General features: G+C 67.8%; 21 protein-coding genes. 8 read left to right on the top strand and 13 right to left on the bottom strand.

The features are described from left to right. Window positions 1–10: 10 nt before the first annotated feature. Complete coding sequence (locus tag ACOGI5_RS14975; protein ID WP_419865205.1) at window positions 11–805, bottom strand: 2-keto-4-pentenoate hydratase; 795 nt, start codon at window positions 803–805, stop codon at window positions 11–13. 99 nt (window positions 806–904) lie between these two features. Here ACOGI5_RS14975 and ACOGI5_RS14970 point away from each other — a divergent pair, with 99 nt between their 5' ends. Then, on the top strand, window positions 905–1348 hold the full coding sequence (locus ACOGI5_RS14970; protein WP_419865204.1) for an ArsI/CadI family heavy metal resistance metalloenzyme: 444 nt from the start codon (window positions 905–907) through the stop codon (window positions 1346–1348). An 80-nt stretch (window positions 1349–1428) separates the two neighbouring features. Here ACOGI5_RS14970 and ACOGI5_RS14965 read toward each other — a convergent pair whose 3' ends face one another. From ACOGI5_RS14965 to ACOGI5_RS14940, 6 genes are all read right to left on the bottom strand, one after another. Then, window positions 1429–2256, bottom strand: a complete 828-nt coding sequence (locus ACOGI5_RS14965; protein ID WP_419865203.1) for an acyl-CoA thioesterase — start codon at window positions 2254–2256, stop codon at window positions 1429–1431. After that, window positions 2253–3443, bottom strand: a complete 1191-nt coding sequence (locus ACOGI5_RS14960) for an acyl-CoA dehydrogenase family protein (RefSeq protein WP_419865202.1) — start codon at window positions 3441–3443, stop codon at window positions 2253–2255. Before ACOGI5_RS14960 ends, ACOGI5_RS14965 begins: the two co-directional genes overlap by 4 nt. Before the next feature lie 171 nt (window positions 3444–3614). Further along, window positions 3615–4433, bottom strand: coding sequence for an enoyl-CoA hydratase/isomerase family protein (locus tag ACOGI5_RS14955; protein ID WP_419865201.1), 819 nt, complete (start codon window positions 4431–4433; stop codon window positions 3615–3617). Between the two features lie 38 nt (window positions 4434–4471). Then, window positions 4472–5626, bottom strand: a complete 1155-nt coding sequence (locus ACOGI5_RS14950; RefSeq protein WP_419865200.1) for an acyl-CoA dehydrogenase family protein — start codon at window positions 5624–5626, stop codon at window positions 4472–4474. Then, window positions 5623–6774 (bottom strand): acyl-CoA dehydrogenase family protein, encoded by a 1152-nt coding sequence (locus tag ACOGI5_RS14945; RefSeq protein WP_419865199.1) that lies wholly within the window; start codon window positions 6772–6774, stop codon window positions 5623–5625. The genes ACOGI5_RS14950 and ACOGI5_RS14945 overlap by 4 nt, the downstream gene beginning before the upstream one ends. 51 nt (window positions 6775–6825) lie before the next feature. After that, window positions 6826–8451, bottom strand: a complete 1626-nt coding sequence (locus ACOGI5_RS14940; RefSeq protein ID WP_419865198.1) for a flavin-containing monooxygenase — start codon at window positions 8449–8451, stop codon at window positions 6826–6828. Between the two features lie 146 nt (window positions 8452–8597). Here ACOGI5_RS14940 and ACOGI5_RS14935 point away from each other — a divergent pair, with 146 nt between their 5' ends. Further along, window positions 8598–10145, top strand: a complete 1548-nt coding sequence (locus ACOGI5_RS14935) for an amidase (RefSeq protein ID WP_419865197.1) — start codon at window positions 8598–8600, stop codon at window positions 10143–10145. Here ACOGI5_RS14935 and ACOGI5_RS14930 read toward each other — a convergent pair. After that, entirely contained in the window at window positions 10134–12584 is a 2451-nt protein-coding gene (locus ACOGI5_RS14930) for a hydantoinase/oxoprolinase N-terminal domain-containing protein (RefSeq protein WP_419865196.1), read from the bottom strand. The genes ACOGI5_RS14935 and ACOGI5_RS14930 overlap by 12 nt on opposite strands. Window positions 12585–12718: 134 nt before the next feature. On the opposite strand from ACOGI5_RS14930, the gene ACOGI5_RS14925 reads away from it, so the two are divergent. Further along, entirely contained in the window at window positions 12719–13126 is a 408-nt protein-coding gene (locus ACOGI5_RS14925; protein WP_419865195.1) for a rhodanese-like domain-containing protein, read from the top strand. A gap of 37 nt (window positions 13127–13163) precedes the next feature. After that, window positions 13164–15410, top strand: coding sequence for a N,N-dimethylformamidase beta subunit family domain-containing protein (locus ACOGI5_RS14920; protein ID WP_419865194.1), 2247 nt, complete (start codon window positions 13164–13166; stop codon window positions 15408–15410). A 17-nt stretch (window positions 15411–15427) separates the two neighbouring features. Here the strand turns inward: ACOGI5_RS14920 and ACOGI5_RS14915 are convergent, their stop codons facing one another. Then, complete coding sequence (locus ACOGI5_RS14915) at window positions 15428–16141, bottom strand: hypothetical protein (protein ID WP_419865193.1); 714 nt, start codon at window positions 16139–16141, stop codon at window positions 15428–15430. Between the two features lie 107 nt (window positions 16142–16248). On the opposite strand from ACOGI5_RS14915, the gene ACOGI5_RS14910 reads away from it, so the two are divergent. Together ACOGI5_RS14910 and ACOGI5_RS14905 are read left to right on the top strand one after the other, a co-directional pair. Continuing rightward, the gene (locus tag ACOGI5_RS14910) at window positions 16249–17403 is read left to right on the top strand and encodes an epimerase (protein WP_419865192.1); all 1155 of its coding nucleotides are present in this window, start codon (window positions 16249–16251) and stop codon (window positions 17401–17403) included. 102 nt (window positions 17404–17505) lie between these two features. Further along, a complete protein-coding gene (locus ACOGI5_RS14905) occupies window positions 17506–17889 on the top strand; it encodes a hypothetical protein (RefSeq protein ID WP_419865191.1) in 384 nt (127 codons plus the stop codon). A 483-nt stretch (window positions 17890–18372) separates the two neighbouring features. On the opposite strand, the gene ACOGI5_RS14900 is transcribed toward ACOGI5_RS14905, so the two are convergent. From ACOGI5_RS14900 to modA, 3 genes are read right to left on the bottom strand one after another with little or no spacing between them, the layout of a single operon-like run. Beyond that, entirely contained in the window at window positions 18373–19563 is a 1191-nt protein-coding gene (locus tag ACOGI5_RS14900; RefSeq protein ID WP_419865190.1) for a sulfate/molybdate ABC transporter ATP-binding protein, read from the bottom strand. Beyond that, on the bottom strand, window positions 19548–20390 hold the full coding sequence (gene modB, locus ACOGI5_RS14895; RefSeq protein WP_419865189.1) for a molybdate ABC transporter permease subunit: 843 nt from the start codon (window positions 20388–20390) through the stop codon (window positions 19548–19550). The genes ACOGI5_RS14900 and modB overlap by 16 nt, the downstream gene beginning before the upstream one ends. Beyond that, on the bottom strand, window positions 20387–21145 hold the full coding sequence (gene modA, locus ACOGI5_RS14890; protein WP_419865188.1) for a molybdate ABC transporter substrate-binding protein: 759 nt from the start codon (window positions 21143–21145) through the stop codon (window positions 20387–20389). Before modA ends, modB begins: the two co-directional genes overlap by 4 nt. Window positions 21146–21281: 136 nt before the next feature. Between modA and ACOGI5_RS14885 the strand changes: the two genes are divergently transcribed. Both ACOGI5_RS14885 and ACOGI5_RS14880 read left to right on the top strand, forming a co-directional pair. After that, entirely contained in the window at window positions 21282–21566 is a 285-nt protein-coding gene (locus ACOGI5_RS14885) for a hypothetical protein (protein ID WP_419865187.1), read from the top strand. Window positions 21567–21576: 10 nt separating this feature from the next. Next, window positions 21577–22488, top strand: a complete 912-nt coding sequence (locus ACOGI5_RS14880; protein WP_419865186.1) for an MBL fold metallo-hydrolase — start codon at window positions 21577–21579, stop codon at window positions 22486–22488. 10 nt (window positions 22489–22498) lie between these two features. Here the strand turns inward: ACOGI5_RS14880 and ACOGI5_RS14875 are convergent, their stop codons facing one another. Continuing rightward, on the bottom strand, window positions 22499–25552 hold the full coding sequence (locus ACOGI5_RS14875; protein ID WP_419865185.1) for an N-6 DNA methylase: 3054 nt from the start codon (window positions 25550–25552) through the stop codon (window positions 22499–22501). Window positions 25553–25593 lie beyond the last annotated feature (41 nt).

Raw genomic sequence — 25593 nt, 5'->3', positions numbered from 1 at the left:
GGAGTGGCGCTCATGAGATGACGGCTTCCACGTCGCCGATCTGGCTGTAGCTGGTCATCCAGCGTTGGCCGGGCTCGACACGAAAGCGTGCGTACGCGCCCGTGATGACGCATTGACCCGGCTCGAGTGCCATACCGTGCCGGTGCAATGTGGCCGCTAGCCGGGCAATCGACAGGTAGGGGTTGTCGACCTCGTCCGCGGCGGTGCAGCTGAAGCGCTCCTCGCCGTCGCAGGAAACCGTCACCACGCAGCGGTCGAGTTCTGCAGCAGGCGGGGCCTCGACGCCCGAGCCCCGCACGATGGCCCAGTTGGTCAGGTTGTCGGCCACGAGCATGGCGAGATTGCCCCCGACGGCGACCCGCGCCTCGTTCACCTCGTAGCCGGCGCATACCTGCGAGATGCGGGCGGGCACTGAGGCCGGATCGACATCATCGCCGGCGATGCGCTCACCGATCACGAAGCACATCTCGGGCTCGATGCTCACCTTGCTGATCTCCGCCGACGGGATGCCAGCGGGTGATGCGAGTACCCGGTTGACGTGCCCGAACGGCCGGTCGTCGATGCCCACCGTCGTACGGGCCCGATCCGACGTGAGCCCGACCTTCCAGCCGGCATGCACAGCGCCGTTCGAGACCGCCCGGCGCTGCATCTCGCACTGGATGGCCAGTCCGTCCTCAAAGCCCAGATCTGCAAATGCTGCGGTGGGCGCATCGCCGCCTGTCGCGTAGTAGTTCGACAGCGCCTCGGCCGCGGCCAGCTGTGCCGGACTGAGTTGCAAGGGGCTTGGTTGTCCGGTGGCACTCACAGCGGCGCACCCTAGGGCTTCGTGTCCGCCGATTGCAGCGGCACGATGTGTCCGGGATCGTCCTTTGCGGTGCTGGATGGTCGCCGTAGTGTGGCCCTCATGAGGTTGCAGCTGGCACTCAATGTGGACGACATCGACGAGGCAGTCGACTACTACTCGCGGCTCTTCGGTGCCGAACCGGCCAAGCGGCGTGAGGGCTATGCCAATTTCGCGATCGACGAGCCGCCGCTGAAGCTGGTGCTGTTCGAGAATCCCGGCAACGGGGGCACCATCAACCATCTCGGGGTCGAAACCGAATCCGCCAGCGAGGTGGAGCAGGCGCATGCCCGCATGGTTTCCGCTGGCCTGACCACCTCCACCATCGACGAGACCATGTGCTGCTACGCCGAGAAGGTGGAGACCTGGGCCACCGATCCGCACGGCATCGACTGGGAGTGGTACGTGAAGCAGGGCGACGTCGAGGTGATGAACAACGTGGTGCTGTCACGACGCGGCGAAGGCACCGAGCGAGCGAGCCACTCCGACGAGACTTGCTGCGCATAGCTGCGGCGAGAGCCAAGCGACTTGGTGCAGCCGCTGCCTGCTGCTGCGCGGCTGCGGGCTGAGCCCCGAGCCGGCAGTCGCTAGTGCTGGGGTCGGCGCTCCCGCAGCAGCACTTCTTGCGCGATCGTTGCCACGTGGCTGCCGTCAGGAGCGAACAAGTTGCCCACCGTGATGCCCCGGGCGCTCGTGAGACCGTGGCAGTCGAACTGGTACAGGTGCCACTCGTCGGCTCGCATCGGGCGGTGGAACCACATCGCGTGATCCAGCGATGCGCCCATGAAGGTCTCCTGGTAGCGCTCGTGCGGAACCTGCAATGGGTGCAGCGAGCGGGCAGCGTTGAATTGGATCGCGTCTGACGTGAACGCCAGCCCGCAGATGTGCAGACGCGGGTCGTCGTCAATCGGGTCGACGATGCGCACCCAGCCCATCGACTGGCCTGCCCCCGGGTGGCTCGGCAGCGGGCGGCGCTCCATGATCCACGGCCAACGCTCCTCGTCAGCCGCCGGGCAATCCTCGGGATTCGGCGCGAGGGGGATGCGTGCTGTTTGCATCTCGGCGTCCTGCTCGGCCACGTGGAACGAGCAAGAGAGGTTCAGGATTGCGCCGCCGCTCTGGCGGGCCACGACTGCCCGGGTGCAGAACGAGCGGCCGTTGCGCAGGCGGTCCACCTCGTAACGGACCGGCTCGTCGAGAGTCCCGCCCCGGATGAAGTAGGCGTGTACCGAGTGGGGCACGAACCGCTCGTCGACGGTTTGGAACGCGGCCCACAGGCCCTGAGCAATGACTTGCCCGCCGTAGATCCGGCCCCACATGTACTCGGGGCTGACTCCGACGTAGGTATCGGGGCCGTGCTGCTCAAGGAACATCACCTCGCCGTACGTCGTCGGCGGTTTGATGCCGCTGGTCACAGCAATCCCTTTCGGGATTCGCGCCAAGGCACATCGCGGTCGAGGCGCGGCTCGCCGGGAAGGCCGAGCACGCGTTCGCCGAGGATGTTGCGCTGGATCTCGTCGGTGCCGCCGCGGATCGACATCGACGGTGCTGTCACCGTCTCGATGTAGCCGTGGCCGTTTTCGAGCATGCCCGCAGCTCCAGCAGAGCGATTCGCCAGGTAGGCGCGTCGTTTGTACGACGACACTGTCCTCAGCTTCGCACCGCTGCCGGCCGGTCCAGGACTGCCGCCCGAACGGGCTTCGTCTGCGGCCCGTTGCGCAGTCCAGCGCGACGCCATGTCGGCGGCATAGATCGACATGGCCTCATCCCTTCGTATTTTGTCATCGAGCGCGCCGAGGGCAGCCAGATCGGCAATCCACGTGGGAACCCGGGCTCCACGCATGGCACCGTCGCCCCCGCCGCGGCTGCCGGCGCCTGCTCGCTCGTGCGAGAGGATCGTCATCGCCACGCGCCAGCCCTCGCCGACATCGCCCACGCGCCACTCATCGGGCACCTCGGCGCCATCGATGAACACTTCGCTGAAGTGGGCGTCGTTGTTCATCTGCCGCAACGGCCGCACGTCGACGCCGGGTGCGTCCATGGCGACCACGAACATCGTGAGCCCTTTGTGCTTGGGCTGAGCCGGATCGGTGCGTGCGAGGCAGATGCCCCACTCGGCCCACATGGCGCGGCTGGTCCAGGTCTTCTGGCCGCCGAGACGCCACTCATCACCGTCCCGTTCGGCGCTCAGCGCCACATTGGCGAGGTCTGAGCCTGCCTCAGGCTCGGAGAACATCTGGCACCAAACTTCAGCTCCCGACGCGATCGGTCGCAGCCAGCGCTGCTGCTGTTGCGCTGTGCCGTGTGCCAGCAAGGCGGGACCGACCATGCCGAGCCCGATGGCGAACGGGTACAGGTCGGGCACTACGTACTCGCGCAGCACCGAGCCGATGAGTTGATTCTCGGCCGCCGACGCGTCGCGACCGCCATGGTCGGCGGGCCACGTCGGCACATGCCAGCCACCCTCGACCGTGGCCGCCAGGTATGCCCGGCCATCGTCCAGATCGTCGCTTCCGGCCCCCATTGAAGTCAGCCGTGTCTGGTCGGTGCGGCGCTCGAGCAAGCCGTCCAGCGCCGCCCGCACGTCGTCAGGCCTCAGCACTGTCCTCCTCCCGACGAAGGAGCGGCCATCGGTCGCAGGTGGACCCGTGCACGTGGAAGCGGCCCGGCCGTGCCAGACCCGGAGATCGCGAGGCAACAAGCGGCCGTGGGCGTTCGGGCGAAACCGGCCATCAGCTGCGGGCAGGCGCCGACATACAGGTGCGACCCAGCATCAGCTGCGGGTGAAGTTGGGCGTGCGGCGCTCGTTCATGGCGTTGACACCCTCGCGCCAGTCGTTGGTGGTGCGCAGCCGGTCTTGCTCGGCTTTCTCGTTATCGGTGGCGACCTTGATGGCATCGGCGAGGTGGCCGCGCATCGTGTACCGGATGGACTCGACGGCCAGCGGAGCCGAGCCCGCTATCTCGCAAGCGACGTCATAGGCCGCCTGGCGCAGCTCGTCGAGCGGCACCAGCTTGTCGGCCAGGCCGATCTCGACAGCCTCGTCGCCCTTGACGCGCCGGCCGGTGTAGAGCAGGTCCAGGGCTTGCTGGTTGCCGACGAGCAGGGGGAGCGTGACCGTCAACCCGAAACCGTGGTGGAAGCCCAATCGGGCGAAATTGGCGGTGAAGCGGGCCTCGGGGGCAGCGATGCGGAAATCCGGGAAGCAGGCCACGCCTAAACCGCCGCCGACGGCCGCACCCTGGATGGCGCCGACCACCGGCTTGCGCTTGGAGAACAGGTCGAAGGCTGCGTCGTAGAGATGTCGGGGGCTGCCGTCGGCGTTGGTGGCGGTGATCTCGCCGCCTCGGCGACCATCGTTGCCGAACTGCGCCCCGGCGCAGAAGTTCTTGCCCTCCGAGCACAGCACGCTGGCGCGGCAGCCGTCCTCCTCGTCGAGATCGCCGAATGCGGTCACCAGGCCGTCGATCAGCTCGAGGTCGAAGAAGTTGTTGGGCGGCCGGTGAATCTCCACGACCGCCACGTGGTCGTCGCCCAGCTTCACCGATACGTCGCCGTACTGGCCGTAGTCGTCGAGGTTGCTCTCGTTCATGCGGCGAGCGTAGATGCGCCCACCCCGATGCGCTCAGCTCAGCCGAGGGCGGCGGTGCCCGACGTGATGAGGGGGTAGAGGCCGTCGGGGCCGACGCGGGTCGCCATGGTTCCCAGCACGCCGGCCCAATGGGCATCGGAACCGTACTCCTTGCGCCAGCTCCACAGCCGGCGGCTGAAGTGGTGCAGCGGGTACTCCTGGGTCATGCCCATGGCGCCGTGGGCCTGGTGGCAGGCCTTGGTGGCTCGGGCGGCCGCCTGGTTGGCGATGAGCTTGGCTGCGGCGATCTCGAAGGGAGCATCTTCCCGGGTGGCTTCCCGTGCTGCCACCTCAGCGGCCATGCGTACCAGCGCCGCATCCTGCGCGGCCCAGACCAGGTGCTGCTGGACGGCCTGGAAGCGGGCCACCGGGCGGCCGAACTGCACTCGCTCGTTGGTGTAGCTGACCGTGAGCTGGCACATCTTCTCGATGGCGCCTGCCATCAGCGCCACCCGGGACAGCGCACCGCGCTGCGCCAAGGCCTCGGCATCGACGCCGTCGGGGGCAGGCGCTGCGTGTCCTGTTGCGCCATCGAAGCGGACCGTGTCGCGGGGCTCGCCTGCCATGTTGGGCAGTGGCGTGATCTCACATTCCGACGCCGGCACAGCAACGACGGTCGTCTGGCCGTCGCATTCGCAGACGCACACGATCGCCTCGGCATGTCGCGCCCACGGCACCCGGTGTGCCTCGCCGGTCAGCGTCGCGGTGCCGTCACCAGCGATCTCGACCGAGCACGCTCCGCCGCCGGACCAGCTGCCTTCATCCGCCCGAGGCGGGACGACCGTGACCAGACCGTCGGGGCGTTCGAGGCCGGCTTCGGCCAGCAGCCAGCCGCCGAGGATGCCGTTCTCGGCCGCCGGGATCGGTGCTGAGTGGTAGCCGACCAGGCGCAGCACCTCGATGGCCTCCGCGAGGGTGCCGCCCGAGCCGCCGGCCTCCTCGGGTACAGCGATGAGGTCGAATCCGGTCTCGCAGAACGCATCCCAGATGTCGGGCGCGCCGCCCGCTTCTTCGGCGGCCTGCACTGCCTCATGGGTGCACAGCTCGCCGAACAACCGGTCAGCCGTCTCGGTGATCAGCTCGTCGACCACGACTGGCTCGGACGCCGTCGTCACGGTCATGCCGGCAGGCGGGTTCGATAGTGCTGCCGTCATGCCGGCAACCCCTGCAAACCCTTCGAGGCCACCGAGCGCAGGATCTCGATGGTGCCGCCACGGATCGTGTTGCCCGGGAAGGTCACCACGCACTGCGCCAGCAACCGCTCGAACAGCGACTCGGACTCGGGTGAATACTCCTCGTCGATGAGCTGCACCAGCTTCTCGACGACTTCCTGCTCGTAGCGGGTGCCCATCTCCTTCACCAGCGCCGACTCCACCGACGGGGCCTCGCCCTCGTCGATCAGCCGCGCCACCGACAGCGACAGGTTCCGGATGCCCCACCAGCGAGCCGCCAGCTCGCCGAACAGGTCCGACACAGCGGCTTCCATCGGCGTGCTGGCAGCCTCGCGCAGCAGCTGCTCCACCGTCGAGAACGGTGACAGCCAACGGTCGGGCCCGCCCCGCTCGTACGCCATCTCGGTGGTGTTCTGGTGCCAGCCCATGCCCGGCTGGCCCACCACGTTGGCGTCCGGCACGAACACGTCGTGGAACGTCACCTCGTTGAAGTGATGGCTGCCGTCGAGGAACGGGATCGGGCTGATCTCGAGGCCCGGCGAGCGCAGGTCGATCAGGAACTGCGACAGCCCGGCGTGTTTGTTGCCGTCTTCCATGGGCGCCGTGCGCAGCAGGCAGATGAACCAGTCGTTCATGTGCGCGTTCGACGTCCAGATCTTGGTGCCATTCACGACCCACCCATCGTCGGCACGCTCCGCACGAGTCGTCACCGAGGCCAAGTCAGACCCGCTGTCGGGCTCGCTCATGCCGATCGAGAAGCCCAGCTCGCCTCGGCAGATGGGCGGCAGGAAGCGCTCGCGCTGCTCGTCTGAGCCGAACTTCAGAATCACGTTGCCGGTCTGACGATCAGCCACCCAGTGATGACCCACAGGGGCGCCCCAGCGCAGCATTTCCTCGACCACGATGAAGCGCTGCACGGCCGTGCGGTCCGACCCGCCCCAGCGGGACGGCAGCGCCATGCCCACCCAGCCCCGGGCGGCCATCTTGGCGGAGAACTCCCGGTCGTGATCCGCCGCCATGCCCAGGCACGGCTCGTGAGTGCCGGGCGGCAGCTCGGCGGCCAGGAATTCGCGCACCTCCGCCTGGAGGTCAAGTTCGGGGCCGGTCAACTCGGTCGGCGTGAATCTCATCTGCAACCTTCGGGACGGTCCGGGCTCTGGGTCGATCAGGCTCTGGGTCGATCAGGCGAGGACAAACCCGCGGTAGTTGTCCGACGCCACGTCCTCGCAGATCTCAACGTAGGGCGGGAAGCCCGGCAGCGGCATGAAGACCCGGGTTTTGCCCGGGATGTTCGCCCCCAGGTACCACGAGTTGCAGGTGGGAAACAGCGTCAGATCGGCCACGGCGTTGACGTAATCGACCCAGTAGGCCTCGGCATCGGGCTCGGGCTCGATCGTGGCGGCGCCCCGTTCGCGCAGGTCCACCAGGCACCGGGCGATCCAGTCGACGTGCTGCTCGATGGACGGGATCATGTTGGTCAGCACCGACGGGCTGCCGGGACCCGACACGGTGAACATGTTCGGGAAGCCGGTCACACCCAGTCCGAGATAGGTGCGCGGCCCGGCGTCCCAATGATCGGCCAGTCGAGCGCCGTCACGCCCGGTGATGTTCATCCGCAGCAGGGTTCCGGTCATGGCGTCGAAGCCCGTGGCGAACACGATTGCGTCCACCGGGTACTCCTCGCCGCCGACCACAACGCCGGCTGGCGAGATTCGCTCGATCGGCGTCTCGGACACATCCACCAGGCGAACGTGCGGCAGGTTGAAGGTCTCGTAGTAGTTCGTGTCGAGGCACGGGCGCTTGCACGCAATGGTGTTGTGCGGGGTGAGCTTGGCTGCGGTCTCGGGATCGTCGACGATCTCGGCGATCTTGCCGCGGACGAACTCCGCCACCCGGCCGTTCGATTCGGCGTCGAGGCCGATGTCCCCGTAGGCCCGGTAGAAGGTGAAGCCGCCCACCTCCCACCGCTCCTGCATGCGCTCGCCGAACTCGTCGGCAGTCGCTTCCTTCGCGGGTTCTTCGCCATCGGGCAGTCGCTGCACCATCGCCGCTTGCTGGGTGAGCATCCTGGCCCGCCGCTCGCGGTAGTTGGCCTTCCAGTCAGCCTGATCGGCTGCATCCAATGGCTCGTTGCGGGCGGGCACCGAGTAGTTCGGCGTGCGCTGGAAGACCGTCAGCTCACGGCACTCGGCAGCGATGACGGGAATCGCCTGGATCGCCGACGACCCCGTGCCGATCACGCCCACCGACAGCCCGGAGAAGTCGACGCCTTCGTGCGGCCATCGACCCGTGTGGTACGTGGGCCCCTCGAAGCACTCGACGCCGTCGAAGTGCGGGACATTGGCCGTCGACAGGCAGCCGGTTGCCATGACGACGAAGCGCGACCGGAACTCGCCGCGGTCCGTCTGCAGGCGCCACTGGTTGTCGGCGTCGTGCCAGTCGACCCCGGTGACCGTCGTCTCGAAGCGGATGTCGCGGCGCAGGTCGTAGCGGTCGGCGACATGGTTGGCGTAGCGGAGGATCTCGGGCTGGCCGGAGTAGCGCTCGGTCCACTCCCATTCCTGCTCGAGTTCGGGATCGAAGGAGTACGAGTACTGCATCGATTCGACATCGCAGCGGGCACCCGGGTAGCGATTCCAGTACCACGTGCCGCCGACGCCGCTGGCTCGCTCCACCACCGCCACGTCGAAGCCGAGCCCGCGCAGCTTGTGCAGCATGTACATGCCGGCGAAACCGGCGCCGACCACGACGACGTCATGGACGCTCGGCTCACCGCCGTTCATGCTCACTCCATCGGGGCTGCTCATCGCCGCAGAGACTAGCGATGCGTCGGAGGCTGAGCCCCGGGTCTGAGCGGCCCGCGAGCCCGCATCGAGTGGAAACTGGGAGCCTGAGCGGCAGGCACAGCCTGAACACGCGGCCTGAAGTGTGGCGATGTGGCACGCTCCGGAAGATGGCTCAACCGTGCGACCTTGACGCGACTCGTGCGATAGCGCTGCTGGAAGCTGGCGAGCTGTCTGCCACAGAGCTGCTGGAGTCGTGTCTGGCGCGGGTAGATGCCGTCGACCCCGCGGTGAACGCCCTCGTCATCCGCGATGACGATGCGGCGCGTGCGACAGCCCGGCAGATCGACCGTGCCCGTGCGCAGGGCGAACCGCTGGCGTCGTTGGCAGGACTGCCGGTGGCGATCAAGGACATCCAGGCCACTGCCGGGCTGACCACCACCTACGGAGCTGCGCCCTTCGCCGACAACGTGCCGGCCGACGACGACGGGATCGTGGCGCGAGTGCGGGCAGCCGGCGCCGTCATCATCGGCAAGACGAACACGCCGGAGCTCAGCATCGGCGCCAACACGGTGAATCGCCTCTTCGGCGCCACCGGCAACCCGTTCGATCCGTCGCTGACCTGCGGGGGCAGCTCCGGCGGTTCCGCTGTGGCGCTGGCATGCGGGATGGCACCGCTTGCTACCGGGTCCGATCACGGCGGCAGCCTGCGCATACCTGCCTCGTACTGCGGGGTCGTCGCCCACCGGTCCACGCCCGGCACCGTCGCTCACCATGAGCGCACGATCGGGCGGACCAACTACAGCGTGCAGGGACCGATGGCCCGCACGGTCGCCGACGCGGCGCTGCTGCTGTCGGTCGTCGCCGGTCGCGATCGCGCCGCCCGTCGCGATCCCATGGCGTTCCCGCTCGACGCAGCCGCGTTGGCTGACCTGCCGGACGTCGACGTGACGTCGTTGCGGGTCGGCGTCAGTGCTGACCTCGGCGGATTGCTCGTCTCTGGAGCTGTCAAGACAGCCTTCGCTGACCGTGTCGAACGACTGGCAGGCATCGTCGGTTCGGTGGAGGAGGCTGACATCGACCTCAGCGACGCGCTGGAGGTGGACTGGCAGCTCCGATCGGACATCTTCGCCACCAACTATCACCGCAGCATCCACAGGTTCGATCCCGACACGGCGGGACCTGACGGCGGCTTCAACCCCAACATCCGCGCCACCTACGACGAGGCGCTGAACACCACGGTGCTGGACATTGCCAAGGCCCGGCGCCGCCAGGTGGAGCTGTACCGGGCGACCGACGCGCTGTTCGACACGTTCGACGTCGTGATCTGCCCCGGAGTGAGCGTGCCGCCATTCGACTGGCACCAGCTCTACCCCGCCGAGATCGACGGGCAGTCAGTGCGCAACTACATGGCATGGCTCGGCCTGTCGGCGGCGCTCACGGTGGTGGGCCATCCGGTGACGGCGTTGCCGTGCGGTCTCGACGGCCAGGGCACCCCGTTCGGTCTGCAGCTCGTCGGCCCGAGCTACAGCGACCGCCGGCTGCTGGGTATCGCAGCGGCGCTGGAAGCTGCCTGTGCAGACGACCCGACCATGGCGCGGCCCGCGCCCGATCTGGACTGGCTGGAGAATGTGGAGACCACCTGCCGGACCGAAGGCAAGCTCGTCCACGCTGCCTCGCCGCCCCAGCAAGGAGCGGCCGCAACGTCAGGCCAGTGAGGGGCGGCCGGCGGCGGTGACCCGCAGTGTCGCCTCGACGAAGAGCTCGCGGCCGTTGCTGGGGGCGGTGCGAGTCTGGAAGTCGACGGTGATTTCGGGATCGAGCGCACCCGCCTCGGTCGCCTCGGTTCTCGCAGCCTCGACTGCCTGCACTGTTGCCCACTCCCGGGCCTCGGAGAGGCTGTGCCAGATCGGCGGATCCTCGCCCCAGTGCGCCCGGTAGCTGCCGCGACGGGGAGCCGTGACCGTGACGTGCTTGGTGATCCGTATGCGCGCCACCGCTGCGCCGACGGCGTTGGCAACCTCGGCGTGAGGGGGGACCACCGAGTCCGTGCCCAGTAGGTCCGCGATCAGGGGTGCATAGGTCACGGCAGGCGCGCCGATGACCACGATCGGGACGGCCGCGCCGGCGTCGATGCGCGCGAGCGGCATCGGATCGGACTGCTCCGACACGACTTCGCCGGCCACGGGCACACCCGCGGACTCGCCGACGTCAATCAGGCCCCAGAGCGGACTCGGGCCGCTGCGTGCTGCATCGCCGGGCGCTGCATCGCCGAGCGGCACCTCGTCGGACGCTGCGCCATCAAACGCTGCACTCTCGGACGCTGTGGCGTCGGACCCAGGCGCGGCTGGACGACCCAGGGTGCGCTGGCGGCGGTCGAGAGCTGCCTGGGCGAGGGGCCGCCGGGTCTCGGTGGGGACAATGCCGTCAGCACCGAGCGCCACGCCCAGCAGTGCCTCCGCGGCATCGCGCAGCACTACCTGCAGCACCCGGCGGGACAACTCGACGGCTCCCGTGCCGATGTCGACGCCGTACCGGTCGCGCTGGCGGCTGAACAGCTCACTGCCCAACCGCGCTGCCTCTGCGTCGCCTACCTCGTCTGCGTCGACCAAGCCGAGCACGACGCATGCATCGGTCGGCGTCAGCGCAGCGCGCCGCAGAGCGCCGCTGCGTTCGAGCCGTCCCAGCGCACCACGCCAGCGGGCTGATCGCTTCAGGTCGGCCAACTGGAGTGCCCCGCCTGCCGCCTGCACCAGCCGCATGACCTCGCCATCGATGCTGCCAGCGCCGCCACTGTCGCCTGCGCCGCCGTCGGTGCCCTCGGGCCTCGCGTCGAGCAGAACCTGTCCGAATTCGGCCAACGAGGTGTCTGCGGCGAGCTGCTGGCGCAGCATTCCCAGTACGACATCGGGATGCCGCCGGGCGGCGACGCACAGCGGAATGACCCGGCGCGGCCCGATGGCCAGCTCGCCGCTGGCGCCATCGGCGGGTATCCAGATCTCGCTGTCTCCGCCCAGCCCGACGGTCGTCGTGGGAAGCGCCGTCACCATCGTGGCGTGACCGGCCACGACGGCCGTGTCGTCTTCGTCGGACGACCCCGCCACGGCGACGCCGTCGCGGATCGCGGCGATGTCCGTCGTCGTGCCGCCGATGTCCGCGATGAGGCAGGCCGCGTCGATGTCGGGCCCACTCTCTGGGGCCGACGTCGCAAGGTGGCGGGCCCCGATCACGCTCGCCGCAGGTCCAGAGAGCACCGTCTCGATAGGGCGCAGCGTCACGAAGTCAGCCCCCACCAGCGAGCCGTCGCCGCGTACGACCATGAGCGGCGCGGTGAGTCCGAGCGATGCCATGGCTGCGCGGATCGCGTCGGTGAACTGCGCCGTGACCGAGATGAGCTGGGCGTTGAGCAGCGTCGTCACCGCGCGACGCGGGCCGCCGAGCCGCGGCGACAGCTCATGACTGCAGGTCACCGGTTTGCCGGTAAGCCGGCGAATGGCGTCACGCGCCGCCAACTCGTGGGAGTTGTTGCGGACGCTGAACTGGGCCGCCACCGCGTACGCATCGACAGCTCCGTCAATGCGTTCCGTGGCCCGATGCAGTTCGTCCAAGTCCAGGGGGGCACGCATGTCGCCTTGGGCGGTGTGGCCGCCGCCGACCAGCACCACCGGCGCCGACGCGAGATTCCCGCTCGCGCGCTCGGGATCGGGGCCGCTGACCCGGTCACCGGACGGGGAGCCCGCCCGCGTGCTGCCTCGCCGTGCGTTGCCCACTCCCAGGCCGACGCGAGCCAGCGCTTCGGGCTCGAAGCCGATGGCGACCAAGCCTGCGGGACGTCCCGCGCCCTCCACGAGCGCGTTCGTCGCCAGCGTCGTCGAGACCGCCACCAGCCCGATGTCGGCTGCACTCGGGACGTCGTCTGCTGGGGCTGTTGGGTCTGCTGGATCGTCTGATTCGATGCCTCCCGCGAGCACGCGCGTCATGGCCTCGACCACGCAGCCGTAGAGGTCGTCGTGCCTCGTCGGGGTCTTGGCAGCCGCCACCACGCGGGCGGCGGCTCCATCGGCGCCGAATGCGTACACGACGGCGTCGGTAAACGTGCCGCCGGTGTCGATGCCCAAACAGAAGCGGCCTGGCGCCGGCCCGAGCGGTGTCGTCACCGCAGAAAGTGTGCCAGCGAGAAGCCCGCGGGCGCGGCGACCTGCGGGTCGAGTGGACTCGAATGCTCGCGTCGGTGAGACTGCGGGCACGGTGGCAGGCTGGCCGCCGGAACAAGCGCTGCTAGGAGGAACCGATGGGCGTCAAGTCAGTGAACGAGATGGTTGCGGAGGCCAAGACCCGCATCGACAACATCTCACCGGCCGAGGCGCACCGGCGTGTCACCGAGGAGAACGCGTTGATCGTGGACATCCGCGATGTCCGTGAACTCCAGCGAGACGGCGCCATCGTGGGCTCTACGCACGCACCGCGCGGCATGCTCGAGTTCTGGGTTTCGCCCGATTCGCCGTACACCAAGGCAGAGTTCCAAGAAGGCCGCGAGCTGATCTTGAGCTGCGCGGCCGGTGGCCGGTCCGCCCTGTCTGCTGACACGCTGCAGGACATGGGAGTGAACAAGGTCAGCCATATCGAGACCGGTTTCGCCGGCTGGAGAGCTGACGGGTTCGCAGTCACCGACTACGAGTCGTTCCGGTCGCAGCGCTGATCACCGCAGGATTGCCTGCCCACCGGAGGTCACAGCGGTGACGGACACTGACGCGCCCGAGGCCAAACGAGTCACCGGCTATTGCGAGCCGTGGTCGCTGCGCGCCGGCGAGCCGATCCGGTTGATGGCATCGTCGCATCAGCCAGGCCCGGCTCAAGTCGACATCACACAGATCGTCTGCGGAGACCCCACCCGTTATGGCCCCGGTTTCGACGAGCGGCCGGTGTCCGCGGCCGGAACCTGGTCGGTCGAGCTCGACGAACAGCCGCTCACCCCTGGCTCGTACGGCGTCGCATCCCTCGACGGCCTTCCGGGCGGAGGACGGGTGGCCCTGCAGGCATGGGTGATGCCGACACTGCCTGATCGGACGGCGCGCATCGCGACGCTCACGGCACGGCCCGCAGAGGCACCGCAGGCATCGGCAAGCATCGACATCCTGCGGCTCGAGCTCGACGGCGGTCGAGCGGTGGCGGTGAGCTCGGCAGCCGGGCCACAGGCTCGCGTCGTCATCGACGAGGTGCCGCTCACCCGCAACCGGTGGTACCTGATCGCAGCCGAACTCGACCTTGAGGCGGCGACGCTGAGCGCCGTGCTGGTGACGCCACGCTCGGACTCGCCTGGTCGAGACGCCGTCGAAGGAGACCGGCTCAGCGACAGATCTGCAAGCGACCTGTCGTCGGGTTGGGCCACACACGCCGACCACGGCGTGCGAGCAGCGACAACCTTGGGTTCGACGGCTCCCGCTGCGGGGTTCGCTCCCGATGAGCTGTGGCTGGCTGCCGGCCGCGGCGGCGAACGATTCGACGGCCGCATCGCGAGACCGGTGCTGCAGTGCGGCGAAACCACCGCTCGCTGGGATCTCAGCACCGACATGACCGGTCGCACGGTGCCGGCCAGCGAAGGGGCCGCCGGGCCGCTCGTGCTGCACCAGCTGCCGACCCGTGGCATCACCGGGCCCGCATGGGACGGCTCTGCTCACCGGTGGTCCGACAATCCAGCGCACTACGACGCCGTCCACTTCCACCACGACGACCAGTACGACGCCGGCTGGGAGACCACCGTCGAGGCGTCGCTGCCGGCGGATCTTCCGAGCGGGATCTACGCCTTCCGGCTGCGGGGCGACGCCGGCGACGACCGAGTGCCGTTCTTCGTGCGCCCCGCCGCGGGCGCACGCACTGCCGACGTGGCCCTGCTGATGCCGACGGCCACGTACATGGCCTACGCCAACCACCGGATGCTGGTCGACGGTGCCGACTTCATGTCCACGCGCACCAAGCTGCGGCCGGAGCACGCCTATGTCCGGGATCATCCCGAGCTCGGCCTCAGCCACTACGAGAAACACCCTGACCGCAGCGGCGTCATGTTCAGCTCGCGCCGCCGGCCGGTCCTGAACCTGCGCCCCGGGGCGGACGGCTGGAACTTCACGCCCGACACCGACATCAACGCGTTCCTCGAGCACCTCGAAGTCGGCCACGACATCGTGACCGACGAGGACCTGCACGCCGACGGCGTGGCCGCAATCGCGCCCTACCGGGTGCTGGTGACCGGCAGCCACCCTGAGTACTGGTCCACAGACATGCTGGACGCGCTCGCCGATTGGCAGCGAAACGGCGGGCGGCTGATGTACCTGGGCGGCAACGGTTTCTACTGGCGGGTGGCGTTCAGCGACGCCTGGCCGGGTGCCATCGAGCTGCGCCGGGCAGAGGACGGTGTGCGCAACTGGCAGACCGGGCCGGGGGAGAGCTACCACGCCTGGGGCGGCGAGTACGGGGGGCTGTGGCGCCGCCAGGGCCGTGCCCCCAACGAGATCTGCGGCATCGGTTTTGCGGCGCAGGGCTTCGAGAAGGCCACCTACTTCGTCCGCGATCCCGGAGCAGACAGCTCGCGGGCTGCGTGGATCCTCGATGGCGTGCCGGCGGAGCGCATCGGCACGTCCGGGCTGGGCGGCGGCGCAGCCGGTCAGGAGGTGGACCGCTACGACGTGCGGCTGGGATCACCGGGCCACGCTGTGGTGCTGGCTTCCGCGACGACGTTCGGCCCCGACATGCTGCGCACGAAGGAAGAGTTCGAAGGCTCGGTGCACTTCCCGACGCCCGACCCCATGGTGCGCGCTGACATGGTGTTCTACGAGACGCCGAACGGTGGGGCGGTGTTCTCGGTGGGCTCGATCTCGTGGTTCGGCGCGCTGGCCCGCGATGGCTACGACAACGACATCGCGCGCATCACGGCCAATGTGGTGCGACGCTTCGCCGACCCTGAGCCTTTCCCGACGCCAGCCGCTTGAGGGCGTGAGACAGCCGGTCAGCCGTCCTTGCGGGCCTCGGAGATGAGCTCGCTCACCCGGTTCGCCGCCGGTGCGTAGTCGGGATTGACCTCAGGGCCCGGTACGAACTCCGGCACTTCGACGCGTTCTGGACCAGACGGCGGCGCTGAACGCGCTGGCGCGGCTGCAGGTGGCGGTGCCGCCGCAGCGGGTTCGTCTGCGGGCGCCGGTGTCGGATCGGCAGCTGAGCTCTCTGCGTCGTTGGCCGAACTCTCCGCGGCCGAGGCCGGACTGCTCTCGGGGGCCGGGACACCGGTTGCCTCGCGTGCAGACTTGGAACGGGCGAGAATCGCGGCGAGTCGGGGATCAGCATCGCTGTCATCAGCGGGCGGCTCCGCGGGCGCAGTCGTATCCGCCTCCGGCGCCGTGGCTGCTGCCGCCGGCTCGTCGGTGCTCGCTGCTGGCAGGCCACGCGACTCAGCAGCCGCAGCACGGGCTTCGGCTATGCGAGCTCGTTCCTGGGCGGCCTCGATCTCGTTTCGCGCCCTGCGGGCCAGGAACTGCGGCCACTCATCTTCGGGCACCAGCTTGCTGTGGGCCACCGAGATGACTTCGACGTCGTTGTCGAAGCGCACGCGGTAGCGCTTGATGGCGAAGCCGAGGCCCCGGCCGCACTTGCCGGGCGTGCCTTCGGGGACGCCGGGGAGGTCTTCGTTGACTACGACCCGGGTGCCGCGCTTGTATTCGCTCATGACCCGGTTCCGCTGACGCTCGCGCTCATCGTTGCGGGAGCGTACCGGCGAATAGGGCTCGCTTCACTGGTACCCCTTCACTGGCACCCCCCGTAGATTCGGAAGTCGTGAGCGAGCGAACGGCGTTGGTCGTGGGCGGCACCGGTCCGACTGGGCCCCACGTGGTGAAGGGCTTGCTGGAGCGCGGCTACCGGGTGACGATCCTGCACACCGGACGCCATGAGGTCGATGAGATCACCGATCTCGTGGAGCACATCCACACTGATCCATTCGACGCTGCCCGGTTCGCCGCGGCCATCGGATCGGCCACGTACGACCTGTCGGTGGTCATGTACGGCCGGCTGCGCGAGATCGCCCGGGTGCTGGCCGGCCGCGTGTCCAAGTTCGTGAGCATCGGCGGCTTCCCCGTCTACAGCGGCTGGGGTGACGCCGATGCACTTTGGCCGGCCGGCATGCGGGTGCCGACGCGCGAGCACGATCGTCTGGTTTCCGACGAGCCGCCCGAGTTCCGCGTCAACAACAAGGTGCGCCAGGTCGCCAACACGGAGCTCGTCGTGTTCGGTGAGCACCCCACGGCCTCGCACCTGCGCTACCCGTGGATCTACGGCCCTGGCCAGATCAGCCCGCGCGAGTGGAAGATCGTGCGCCGCGTGCTCGATGGCCGCACGCGCATCGTGCTGCCCGACGGCGGTGTGACGTTGCAGGCGTCTGCCGATGCCCGCAATGCGGCGGCGATGGTGCTGGCGACGGTCGACGCCGGCGCACGGTCATCCGGCGAGGCGTACAACGTGTCTGACGAGTGGACGCCCACGCTGCTGCAGTGGGTCGAGATCATCGCTGCGGCACTGGATCACAACTTCGAGATTGTGTCGATCCCCTGGGAACATGCAGCCGTGTCGCACCATCTCACCCAGCGCAGCACACCCCATCACCGCGTCATCAACTGCGACAAGGCGATCCACCAGCTCGGGTACCGCGACGTCGTGGATCCGGTGCAGGGTTTGACGGACACCGCGCGCTGGCTCGCTCGTGAAGAGAACCACCCGGAGCCCGGCGGTGCCATGGAGCGCTCGATCGTGGACCGCTTCGACTACGAGGCCGAGGATCGGCTGATGGACGCTTGGCAGGCGGCTATCACCCGCGACGACATCGCTGCAGCTGCGGCCGCGGCCGACCCGGGCTTCTTCGATCGCTACGCCGCCGAATACGACGACCGCCCCGGCGTCGGCAAGGGATGGACCTCCGTCAGCCGTTCCGGCTGAGCCATTTCACATTGGATTTGCTGGCAGGACTGGCGTCGGGGAAATGGCCCTAGACATAGATGTTTGCCTATATGAAGTTGACATATGAGCAAACAGCTATGTATGGACTACGCTGCGCAGATGCTAAAGAAGTTGCTATCTGTTCTCGTTTCGGCCCTGTTGATCGGTACGACGGTTGTGGTGATCACCGCAGCTCCAGCTGCGGCCGAGCCAAAACTCAAGAGCGGCGTATGCGGCACCTACGAGGCCAATACCTCACAGGACGGCGCGGCCTGCAACAATGCGAATGACCCATCACCGAACCCAATCCCACCGCAGCATGAGCACCCGACGCCAGCACCAGACTTCGTGCCGACGGTGCTCCAAGCTGTCATCTGTTTTGTTGTAGTCAAGTACATCATGCGGAAGGTGCCGGGAACAGATGGAGTGGAGCGATGGGTGCGGACGCAACTGTTGAGGACGGTGTGCAAGGCGCGGCCGGCCTAGGCGGTGATGTTCGGTGATGTCGTGGCGCTGAGTCGGTTCTGGCGCCGAGCTAGGCGCCGAGTGGCTGACGTGCTCGGGGACATCTGGCATTTCTGGTCGGGCTTGGGCGGCTAGCGATTTACTGCACATCAACGACCATCGATGTGTGGGGACGCGGTGGCGGCAAACCGTTTCTTGCGACGATTCGGACGCCGGATGGCGGATCTGCTCCACGACATCTGGTATTTCTGGTCAGGTTTCAGTGGCTAGCGAGGGGCAACGCGACTCCGACCGAGGCCGAGAGGATCGGAGTCCCCGAATCGCCGCGGCGTGGCACTTCGCGAGAGGTAGCGACGATTGGTGATGTTGTGGCATCGAACCGGTTCTGGCGACGAATAGGTCGCCGATTCGCAAAGTGGCTCAGCGACATTTGGGACGCAGTGACGGCATTCGGCCCCTAGCGGTGAGCGGCATGGCGGAGTTGCCGGTTGCCGCGACAAGGCCTTAGTCGCGGCTGTCGGGGGCCAGTTCGACCTCGGTGGCTTTGACCGACGCCCACAAAGTAGTGCCGGGCCGGATCAATAGCTCGTGCGCCGCCCCTGGCGTAATATCCGCGGTGAGCGGCAGGGGAGCGCCGAGGAGCACACGGGTGATGTCGCCCAGCGGCTCGACAGCGTCGACCGTCGTGCGCCACACATTGCGCGGGCTGCCGCTCGGACGTTCACGGTGCAATGCGATCGCCCGTGGGTGAATCGTGGCCACGACCGCCCCGAACATTGACGTGTCGGCGGCGTGCAGCACCACAGCCGAGCGGCGGGCGGCGGGCTGCGGCGTTGCGTCGGCGGTCGTCACCGTGATCTCGCCGTCGCGTGCGGTGCCGCGCACCAGGTTGATGCCCGACAGATCGGCGGCATACGCGGTTGCCGGCGCCCGTCGCAGTTCGTCGGGTGTTCCCGACTGGGTGAGTCGCCCGTCCTCGAGGATGTGCACACGATCGGCCAGCACGAACGCGTCGGTCGGATCGTGTGTGATCAACAGGCGAGGCACGTCGGGGGTGCCGTGCGGCGGTACTGGCGCAGTAGTGCCGCCGCCGTTGCGTCCGCTGGAGAGATGGGCGGCCAGGTTGCGCCGGAGTCGGTTGCGAGCGGTGACGTCCAATGATCCGAGCGGTTCGTCGGCGAGCAACAGATCGGGACTGCAGGCGAGTGCCCGGGCGAGGGCCACCCGCTGGCGCTGGCCGCCCGACAGCGCCCGGGGCCGCCGGTGACCGAGATCGCCGAGATCCATCGCATCAAGCCAGGTCTGCGCATGCTCGTGAGCCTCGGAGCGGCGCATGCCCCGGGCGGTCAAGCCGAAGGCGACGTTGTCGAGCGCGCTGAGATGCCGGAACAGGACCTGGTCCTGGAACACCACGCCGATGCGACGGTGTTCGGGTGCGATGAAGACGCCGGCGTGGGGATCGTCCAGGACCCTGCCGCCGAGCCGGACCATGCCGCCGTCCAGCGGCAGCAGCCCGGCGATTGCCGCAACGATCGTGGATTTGCCCGCACCGTTGGGGCCGAGCAGTGCCGCGGTCTCGCCTGCGGCTACCTGCAGCGACACGTCCAGCTCGAAATCGCCCCGCACTAGCCGGATGTCGGCCTCCAGCCCGCCGGCGTGCTTTTCGGTGATGTCGGTACTCATCGGCTCGGCCACCAGCGATCCCGCAGAGCGATCAACAGACCGAGGGACAGCGCGACCAGCACGAGGCTGATGGCAACCGCAGCGTCCCGGTCCGACTCCAGGGCCACAAAGACGGCAAGCGGCAGTGTCTGAGTTCGCCCGCCGAGATTGCCGGCAAACGTGACCGTGGCGCCGAACTCTCCCAGCGCGCGAGCCCATGCCACCACCGTCGCCACGCCGAGCGCCGGCCCGATCATCGGCAGCGTGACTCGCCACAGCACCCGCAGCCGCGACGCGCCCAGCGTGGCGGCTGCATTCTCGTAGCGCCGGTCGAGGTTCCGCAGGGCGCCCTCCACAGTCAGGATCACCAGCGGCGTGGCAACGAACGCATTCGCCAGGATGACACCCCAGATCGAGTACGGCAGCAGCAGACCGGTGGCATCGTGCAGCGGCCCGCCGACGACACCGCGCCTGCCGAGTGCGAACAGCAGCGCCGCCCCGCCCACGACCGGCGGCAGCACCATCGGCAGCGTCACGAGCGCTCGCACCGCCGAGCGACCCCGGAAGGGCACCCTTGCCAGCACCCATGCGAGCGGCACGCCGACGATCGCGGCTACCGCGGCCGCTGCGACCGACGACACCACCGAAAGCACGGCGGCATCCACCACGAAGCGGCTCGACAGGTGCGTCCAGAGCCCGGTCCACGGGGCGCGCGCGGCGAGCCCGACGAGCGGGAGGGCGAACAGCACGACGCCGAGACCGGCGAGCAGCGCGACCGGCCACGGCGGCAGCTCCCGCGCCGCCCGGCGGACCGGTTGTTCGCCCGATTCGGATGCACTCAGAGATGTCGTGCCCGTCATGGTGCCCGAAACCCGTGGTCCTCGAAAGCGTCTCGGGCTGTCGCTGACAGCAAGAACTCCACGAAAGCCGCCGCGGCCCCTGGGTTGAGTGCATCGGTGAGCACTACGGCTTGGTAGGTCGTCTCGGGCGCTGCGCCGGCCGGCCAGCCCAGGTCCTCAATGTCCTCGACGGAAGCGGCATCGCTGGCATAGACCACCGCGGCGTCGAGTTCGCCGGCGGCGAGCTTGGTGACCAGTGAGCGGACGTTCGGCTCGTCGGTGTCTGGCACCGGTTCGATCCCGGCCTGTGCGAGTCCTTTCCGGGCTAGCGCGCCGCAGGGGACCTCGGCCGCGCAGAGCCCGATCAGCAGTTCCGGCCGGGCCAGGTCGGCCAGCGAAGTCACACCGGCCTCGTTGCTCGCCGGCACGGCCAGCACTACCGAGTTACGAGCCACGACAACCGGCGCACCTGCCAGCCCGATCTCGTCACGGACTGCGTCCAGATGGATCGGATCTGCGGGAACGAACACATCGGCCGGCGAGCCGGCGAGCACCTGCTCACGCAGCGCCGAGCTGCCCGCACCGGCGACCTGCACCTCCATGCCGGGATGGAGCAGTTCAAAGCCATCCGCCAGCGCTTCGGCAACCGGCAGCAGCGAGGCGGCGACAAGAACCTGAAGGTCGCCGCTGAGTTCGCCGCCGCCTTGAACTGCGCCGTCGTCACGTGCCGACGTACAGCCGGCCACCAGCGCCAGCGCTGTCAGCCACGGCAGCACGAGCGCCGCACAGAATCGGACCGCAGCCCGGCAGTTCCCCCCGCGGCAGCCACCCATAGTCGCGCCAGTGTGCCCGGTGCCGGCGGCGGTCCAAATTGGACGCGTCGTCCTGGATCAGCCGTTCTATGGTGTGCCCATGGCCGCCGGCTCCCTCGCAGCGACGTCGATCGTGGTCGAAGCGTGGGTCGTGCTTGTGGCGGCGGCAAGCATCGTGGTGGCTTTCGTCGGCACCGGCTTGACGATCACGTACCACCTTGCCGGTCGCATCGACCATCAAGGTGCACTGCTCGGGGGTCGCATCGATCATGTCGCCGGCGAACTCGTGTTGGTAAGGGAGCGCGTGGCGCGCTTGGAGGTTTTGTTCTTCGATCGGGGACAACCCTCGGACCCCTCAGCTGAGCCGCCGCTAGCGGGCGCGTAGGTCGCGGGCTATGGCAACGACGCTCGACTGGTACGGATGCGCGACGTTCCGGTTGCGCTCGGCTGGCCTCACGATCTTTCTCGACGCCTACATCGACCGGGCGGACAACGCCGTCGGCCCGGGCCTGTCGGCCGACGATGTCACCGAGGCGGACTGGGTGCTCGTCGGCCACTCCCACTTCGATCACCTCTATGGGGCCGAGCGCATTGTGGCCAACACCGACGCCACACTGATCGCGTCCTACGAGTCGGTGCGGGTGATGGCAGAGGCCGGAGTCCCCGAAGAACGGATGATCTGCGTGGCCGGCGGCGAGACGGTGGACCTCAGCCGCGGGGACCGGGGCGCCGGCGTGCAGGTGTCGGTGTATCCCAGCCAGCACTCCTGCGTGTGGTCGCATACCGAGATGGACCAGCCCGACCACGTCTGCCTGGGCGATCTCGGCGTGACGTGGCAGGAGCAGCAGCAGAAGTTCGCGGAGCTGATGAAGTACTTGGCGACCGAGGTCGATGTCGCCACCAGCTCCCACATCGCTGCTTCGGCGGCTGGCCACAGCGACCGGGGTGACGGGGGAGCGCTGCTGTTCCTGATCGAGGCGCCGGATGGCTCGGTGCTGTTCCAGGACACCTCGGGGCACTGGTCGGGAGTGATGCGTGACCTGCGCCCCGACGTGGCGATCCTCGCGGCGGCGGGCCGCGGCAACATCGACGGCGAACCCATCCAGGGCTCGCTGGCGCAGTTCATCGGGCGCCAAGCCGACCTGCTGCGGCCCCGCAAGGTCATTCTCGGCCACCACGACAACTGGCTGCCCGGGTTTTCGGTGCCCACCGACACCTCGTCGATCGCGGCGGAGCTGGCCCGCGTCACGCCCGGCGTCGAATTCCTGGAGCCCGGCTACATGGAGGCGACGCCGATCCTGCCCTAGCCGGGTCTGCTCACTCAGGTCGCGCCACTGCCAAGAGCTCCGAGACCGCTCCTTCGATCTCGCTGCCGATTTCGTCGGCTGCCAAGCTCGCGCGAATCCGCCGTCGAATCGCGCCGTGTGCCTTCATCGCTGGGATTTCGAGATCGGCCACGAATTTCTCGGCTTGGGCGCCGAGCGCCGCGAGTCGGCGATGCAGTTGGTCCCTCTCGTCGTAGATGGGGATGGGCAGTTTCCACAGATGAGGCCCGATGTGACGGCCGCCGCCCTTTCCAGACACCATGTATGGCTCTACTGCCGTGGTCACCAAAGCGCTGTTGAGAACGGCGCAGAGGTACGTTCCTTCTCTCGCTGAATTCACTGGCGCCCAATCGAGTTGATGCTCGACCAGTGCATCGTCATCGAGTACTCGACAGGCAGTGACGTGCATGCCGGAAACTGCACATACGACTCGCGCTGGTGCGAGAGGGAACTGCGAGGTGAGCTTGCCGTAGTGGTCGAGCGACTCCTGTAGGGCGCGAGGCTCGCTGCCATGTTCGGACCAGAGCGCTCTGGCCTGCTGCCACCAGCGCGCCAGGCCGTCGAAGGTGTCGATTTCGGTGTCGGCCAACATCTTGACGCCATCGAACGGAATCAACGCCTCCACAGGTGAGCGTTGCAAGAAGGGAAGTACCGACTCGCCCAGCAGCATTGGGTATACGAACTCGTTCTCTACGACTCCACGCAAGTCCGGCAGTTCCTTCCAATCGCCTTTTGCATAGACCCCTCGGTCTGAGCGCACTGCACGCCGTCCCGATCCGGCACCCAATGGCGGCTCTTGATCCGGCTTGACTGTCGTCAAGAGCCGTGGGTAGACATTGGCCCCGTTCCTGAAGAGCGCCTTGTACGGGGATGTCCAACTGGGCGCCTCACCCGAGTCGTTGCTTGCGCGAGTTCGCGTCAGGTTGGGCGCTATGGCGCTCCAAGACTGGCTCGGGTCTCGGAGCGTTCCGGACCACCGCTCGACTTGGGTCGGCATCGGCAGGCATTCGGTCGATCGAGTCCCGAATGCGACACATGCAGTGCGGGGAAAGAACGTGTGGCTGATCGGCGAGAGATCCCAGGGAGTGTCCCACTTGACGTGGACGTTGTCGCCCTGTCCGAGCGGGAACTTGCCGGAGCGCAGACCGCTTGACTGAGCCCTTGTGAGGACGCCAGCCGGCATGACGAAGGCAAGTCGGCCGCCGGGAGCCAGGTATTGCTCGACGGCCCTGGCGACGAACAGGTCCGACAGATCCTGATGCGTCGCGACGTGTCTGCCCGACCAAAGGCCTCGCGTCCTTGCCATCTCACGAAAGGTGGACTTCATTGCGTCTGTCATGTGCCGGTACGCCAGCCAAGGCGGGTTGCCAACGAGTACATGGCAGCGGTTGTCAGGAATCGCCAGCCAGGCCGGGCGCGCAAGGTTTCGCACGTAGTAGCCCCAGATGTGATCGCGGCGTTCGTCATGCAGGCGGCACATGGTTTCGAAGGTGGCGCGCACCGTGGCAGCGTGCCGGTCGTCGAGATCGTGTTTGGCCGAGATGGATGCGAAGACCGCAGGTCGAGAACTCGGCTCCCTGGTTGCGGCCATCTCGGCGAGGTCGGCGACGAGGGCATCGAACCTCTCAGCGTCGTTCAGCAACGCTTGGGGGAATCGCAGTTGATCGGCGAAGAGGTGTGCGCCGTCGCCGGTGCTGACGTTGAGGGTTTCCGAGGCGAAAATATCGCCTCGCTGCCCCCATTGAAGGGAATCGCCGAGAAACACGGGAATTCGAAGCGGACCCCGGTCGGACGCGGCGAGGCGCTCGGTTCCGATGGCCAGCAGATAGGTGACGCGTGCGAGTGTCACGGCGACTGGGTGCACATCGATGCCGTAGACCATCTTGGCGACGCCTGCAATAGCTTCGCCGTTCGCGATGCCCTCCGAGTCTGCGGCGGCGAGGTATCGCCGAATCGCGTGGAAGAGGAAGGTGCCAGAACCACAGCTGGGGTCCAACACCGACATCTCAAGCGGGTGAGTGATGGTTTCCTCGACAATCGACTCCGCCAGGAAGTCCGGCGTGTAGTACTCACCGAGCCGTCGACGCGTTTCGACGCCGATGATCGACTCATAGATGGTCTTCATGACGTCGTGGCTGACACTTGACCAGTCGAACTGATGCAGACGTCGTGCGAGCGCCGAGACCCAGATGGCGCCGGCGTCACCGCAGTCCAAGGGCCAGTCGAAGAAGTCATGGTCGACGACGCCGTGAATCTGCGACTGCTGTGCGAATAGCTCTCCGCGCAGCAAATGAGTCGGCTCGAGATGGGTGATGGAGTAGTTGAGTGCAGCGTGCGCGACGCACTCGGCAGTCGCCACCAACAGCGTGTGTTCGACGAAGAGATCGTCCTCGTCCGAACCGAACTGCGTTCCCAGTGCGGTGGTCAGGAGCTTGGCCCAGAGTTCGCGCTTGACCTGGACTTCCGGATTGTTGCGGTTTGCGTCGTAGATCGTGCGCAGGGTTGCCCGTTCGAGCTGGTGCCCGGGACTGTCTGCGCCCAGCCGGCTAGAGATCGCCTGCCGTGTCGGAGCGACCTGTTGCTGTGTGACCAGCACGGCGGCGAGCCACGCAATCAGTGGCCCGGGTTCTGGGGCAGCGGGATCCACTCGGTACGTGGAGATCGGTTTGAGGCCGTCTTCGACTGAGTGGAAGAGGTGCCAGTCGCGCCCGTCCGTGACGACTCCGACGTAGCGCTGGCTGAGTTGACGGCCGCGCTCGGCCACGTAGCCGCTGAGTTGGGCAGTCGCGTCATCGAGTGATGCTCCGCTCGCTAGCGACTTCTTGACCTCCATGACGGTGCGCCCGATCTCGATGTCGATCCTTCGACGGTCGCCAAGGGGGGCTTCCAACGTCACATCGAGAATGTCGTTGTCGGAGATGTTGAGTCCCGAGGCGATCAGCAGGAGACGGATGTCAGATTGGACGGTGGCTTCCGTCCGCCCCGGCGTTCTTCGATCGCACAGCCGACGCACGACAGCCTTCAAGTCGACCGCGGCCTGCGACATCACCCGTTCGACTGTAACGGCGCCGTGTCAAGGCCCTCTTG

The sequence above is a fragment of the Candidatus Poriferisodalis sp. genome, from assembly GCF_965208925.1.
Lineage (GTDB): Bacteria > Actinomycetota > Acidimicrobiia > Acidimicrobiales > Poriferisodalaceae > Poriferisodalis.
Note: the sequence above shows the minus strand (reverse complement) of the source record. Positions and strands in the feature narration are given on the sequence as shown.

Excerpts from the sequence above, each read along its gene's own strand:
- ACOGI5_RS14970 (WP_419865204.1), top strand. The coding sequence starts at position 905 with ATGAGGTTGCAGCTGGCACTCAATGTGGACGACATCGACGAGGCAGTC.
- ACOGI5_RS14955 (WP_419865201.1), bottom strand. The coding sequence starts at position 4,433 with ATGAACGAGAGCAACCTCGACGACTACGGCCAGTACGGCGACGTATCG.
- ACOGI5_RS14950 (WP_419865200.1), bottom strand. The coding sequence starts at position 5,626 with ATGACGGCAGCACTATCGAACCCGCCTGCCGGCATGACCGTGACGACG.
- ACOGI5_RS14945 (WP_419865199.1), bottom strand. The coding sequence starts at position 6,774 with ATGAGATTCACGCCGACCGAGTTGACCGGCCCCGAACTTGACCTCCAG.
- ACOGI5_RS14940 (WP_419865198.1), bottom strand. The coding sequence starts at position 8,451 with ATGAGCAGCCCCGATGGAGTGAGCATGAACGGCGGTGAGCCGAGCGTC.
- ACOGI5_RS14935 (WP_419865197.1), top strand. The coding sequence starts at position 8,598 with ATGGCTCAACCGTGCGACCTTGACGCGACTCGTGCGATAGCGCTGCTG.
- ACOGI5_RS14925 (WP_419865195.1), top strand. The coding sequence starts at position 12,719 with ATGGGCGTCAAGTCAGTGAACGAGATGGTTGCGGAGGCCAAGACCCGC.
- ACOGI5_RS14915 (WP_419865193.1), bottom strand. The coding sequence starts at position 16,141 with ATGAGCGAATACAAGCGCGGCACCCGGGTCGTAGTCAACGAAGACCTC.
- ACOGI5_RS14905 (WP_419865191.1), top strand. The coding sequence starts at position 17,506 with ATGGACTACGCTGCGCAGATGCTAAAGAAGTTGCTATCTGTTCTCGTT.
- modB (WP_419865189.1), bottom strand. The coding sequence starts at position 20,390 with ATGACGGGCACGACATCTCTGAGTGCATCCGAATCGGGCGAACAACCG.
- ACOGI5_RS14885 (WP_419865187.1), top strand. The coding sequence starts at position 21,282 with ATGGCCGCCGGCTCCCTCGCAGCGACGTCGATCGTGGTCGAAGCGTGG.
- ACOGI5_RS14880 (WP_419865186.1), top strand. The coding sequence starts at position 21,577 with ATGGCAACGACGCTCGACTGGTACGGATGCGCGACGTTCCGGTTGCGC.
- ACOGI5_RS14875 (WP_419865185.1), bottom strand. The coding sequence starts at position 25,552 with ATGTCGCAGGCCGCGGTCGACTTGAAGGCTGTCGTGCGTCGGCTGTGC.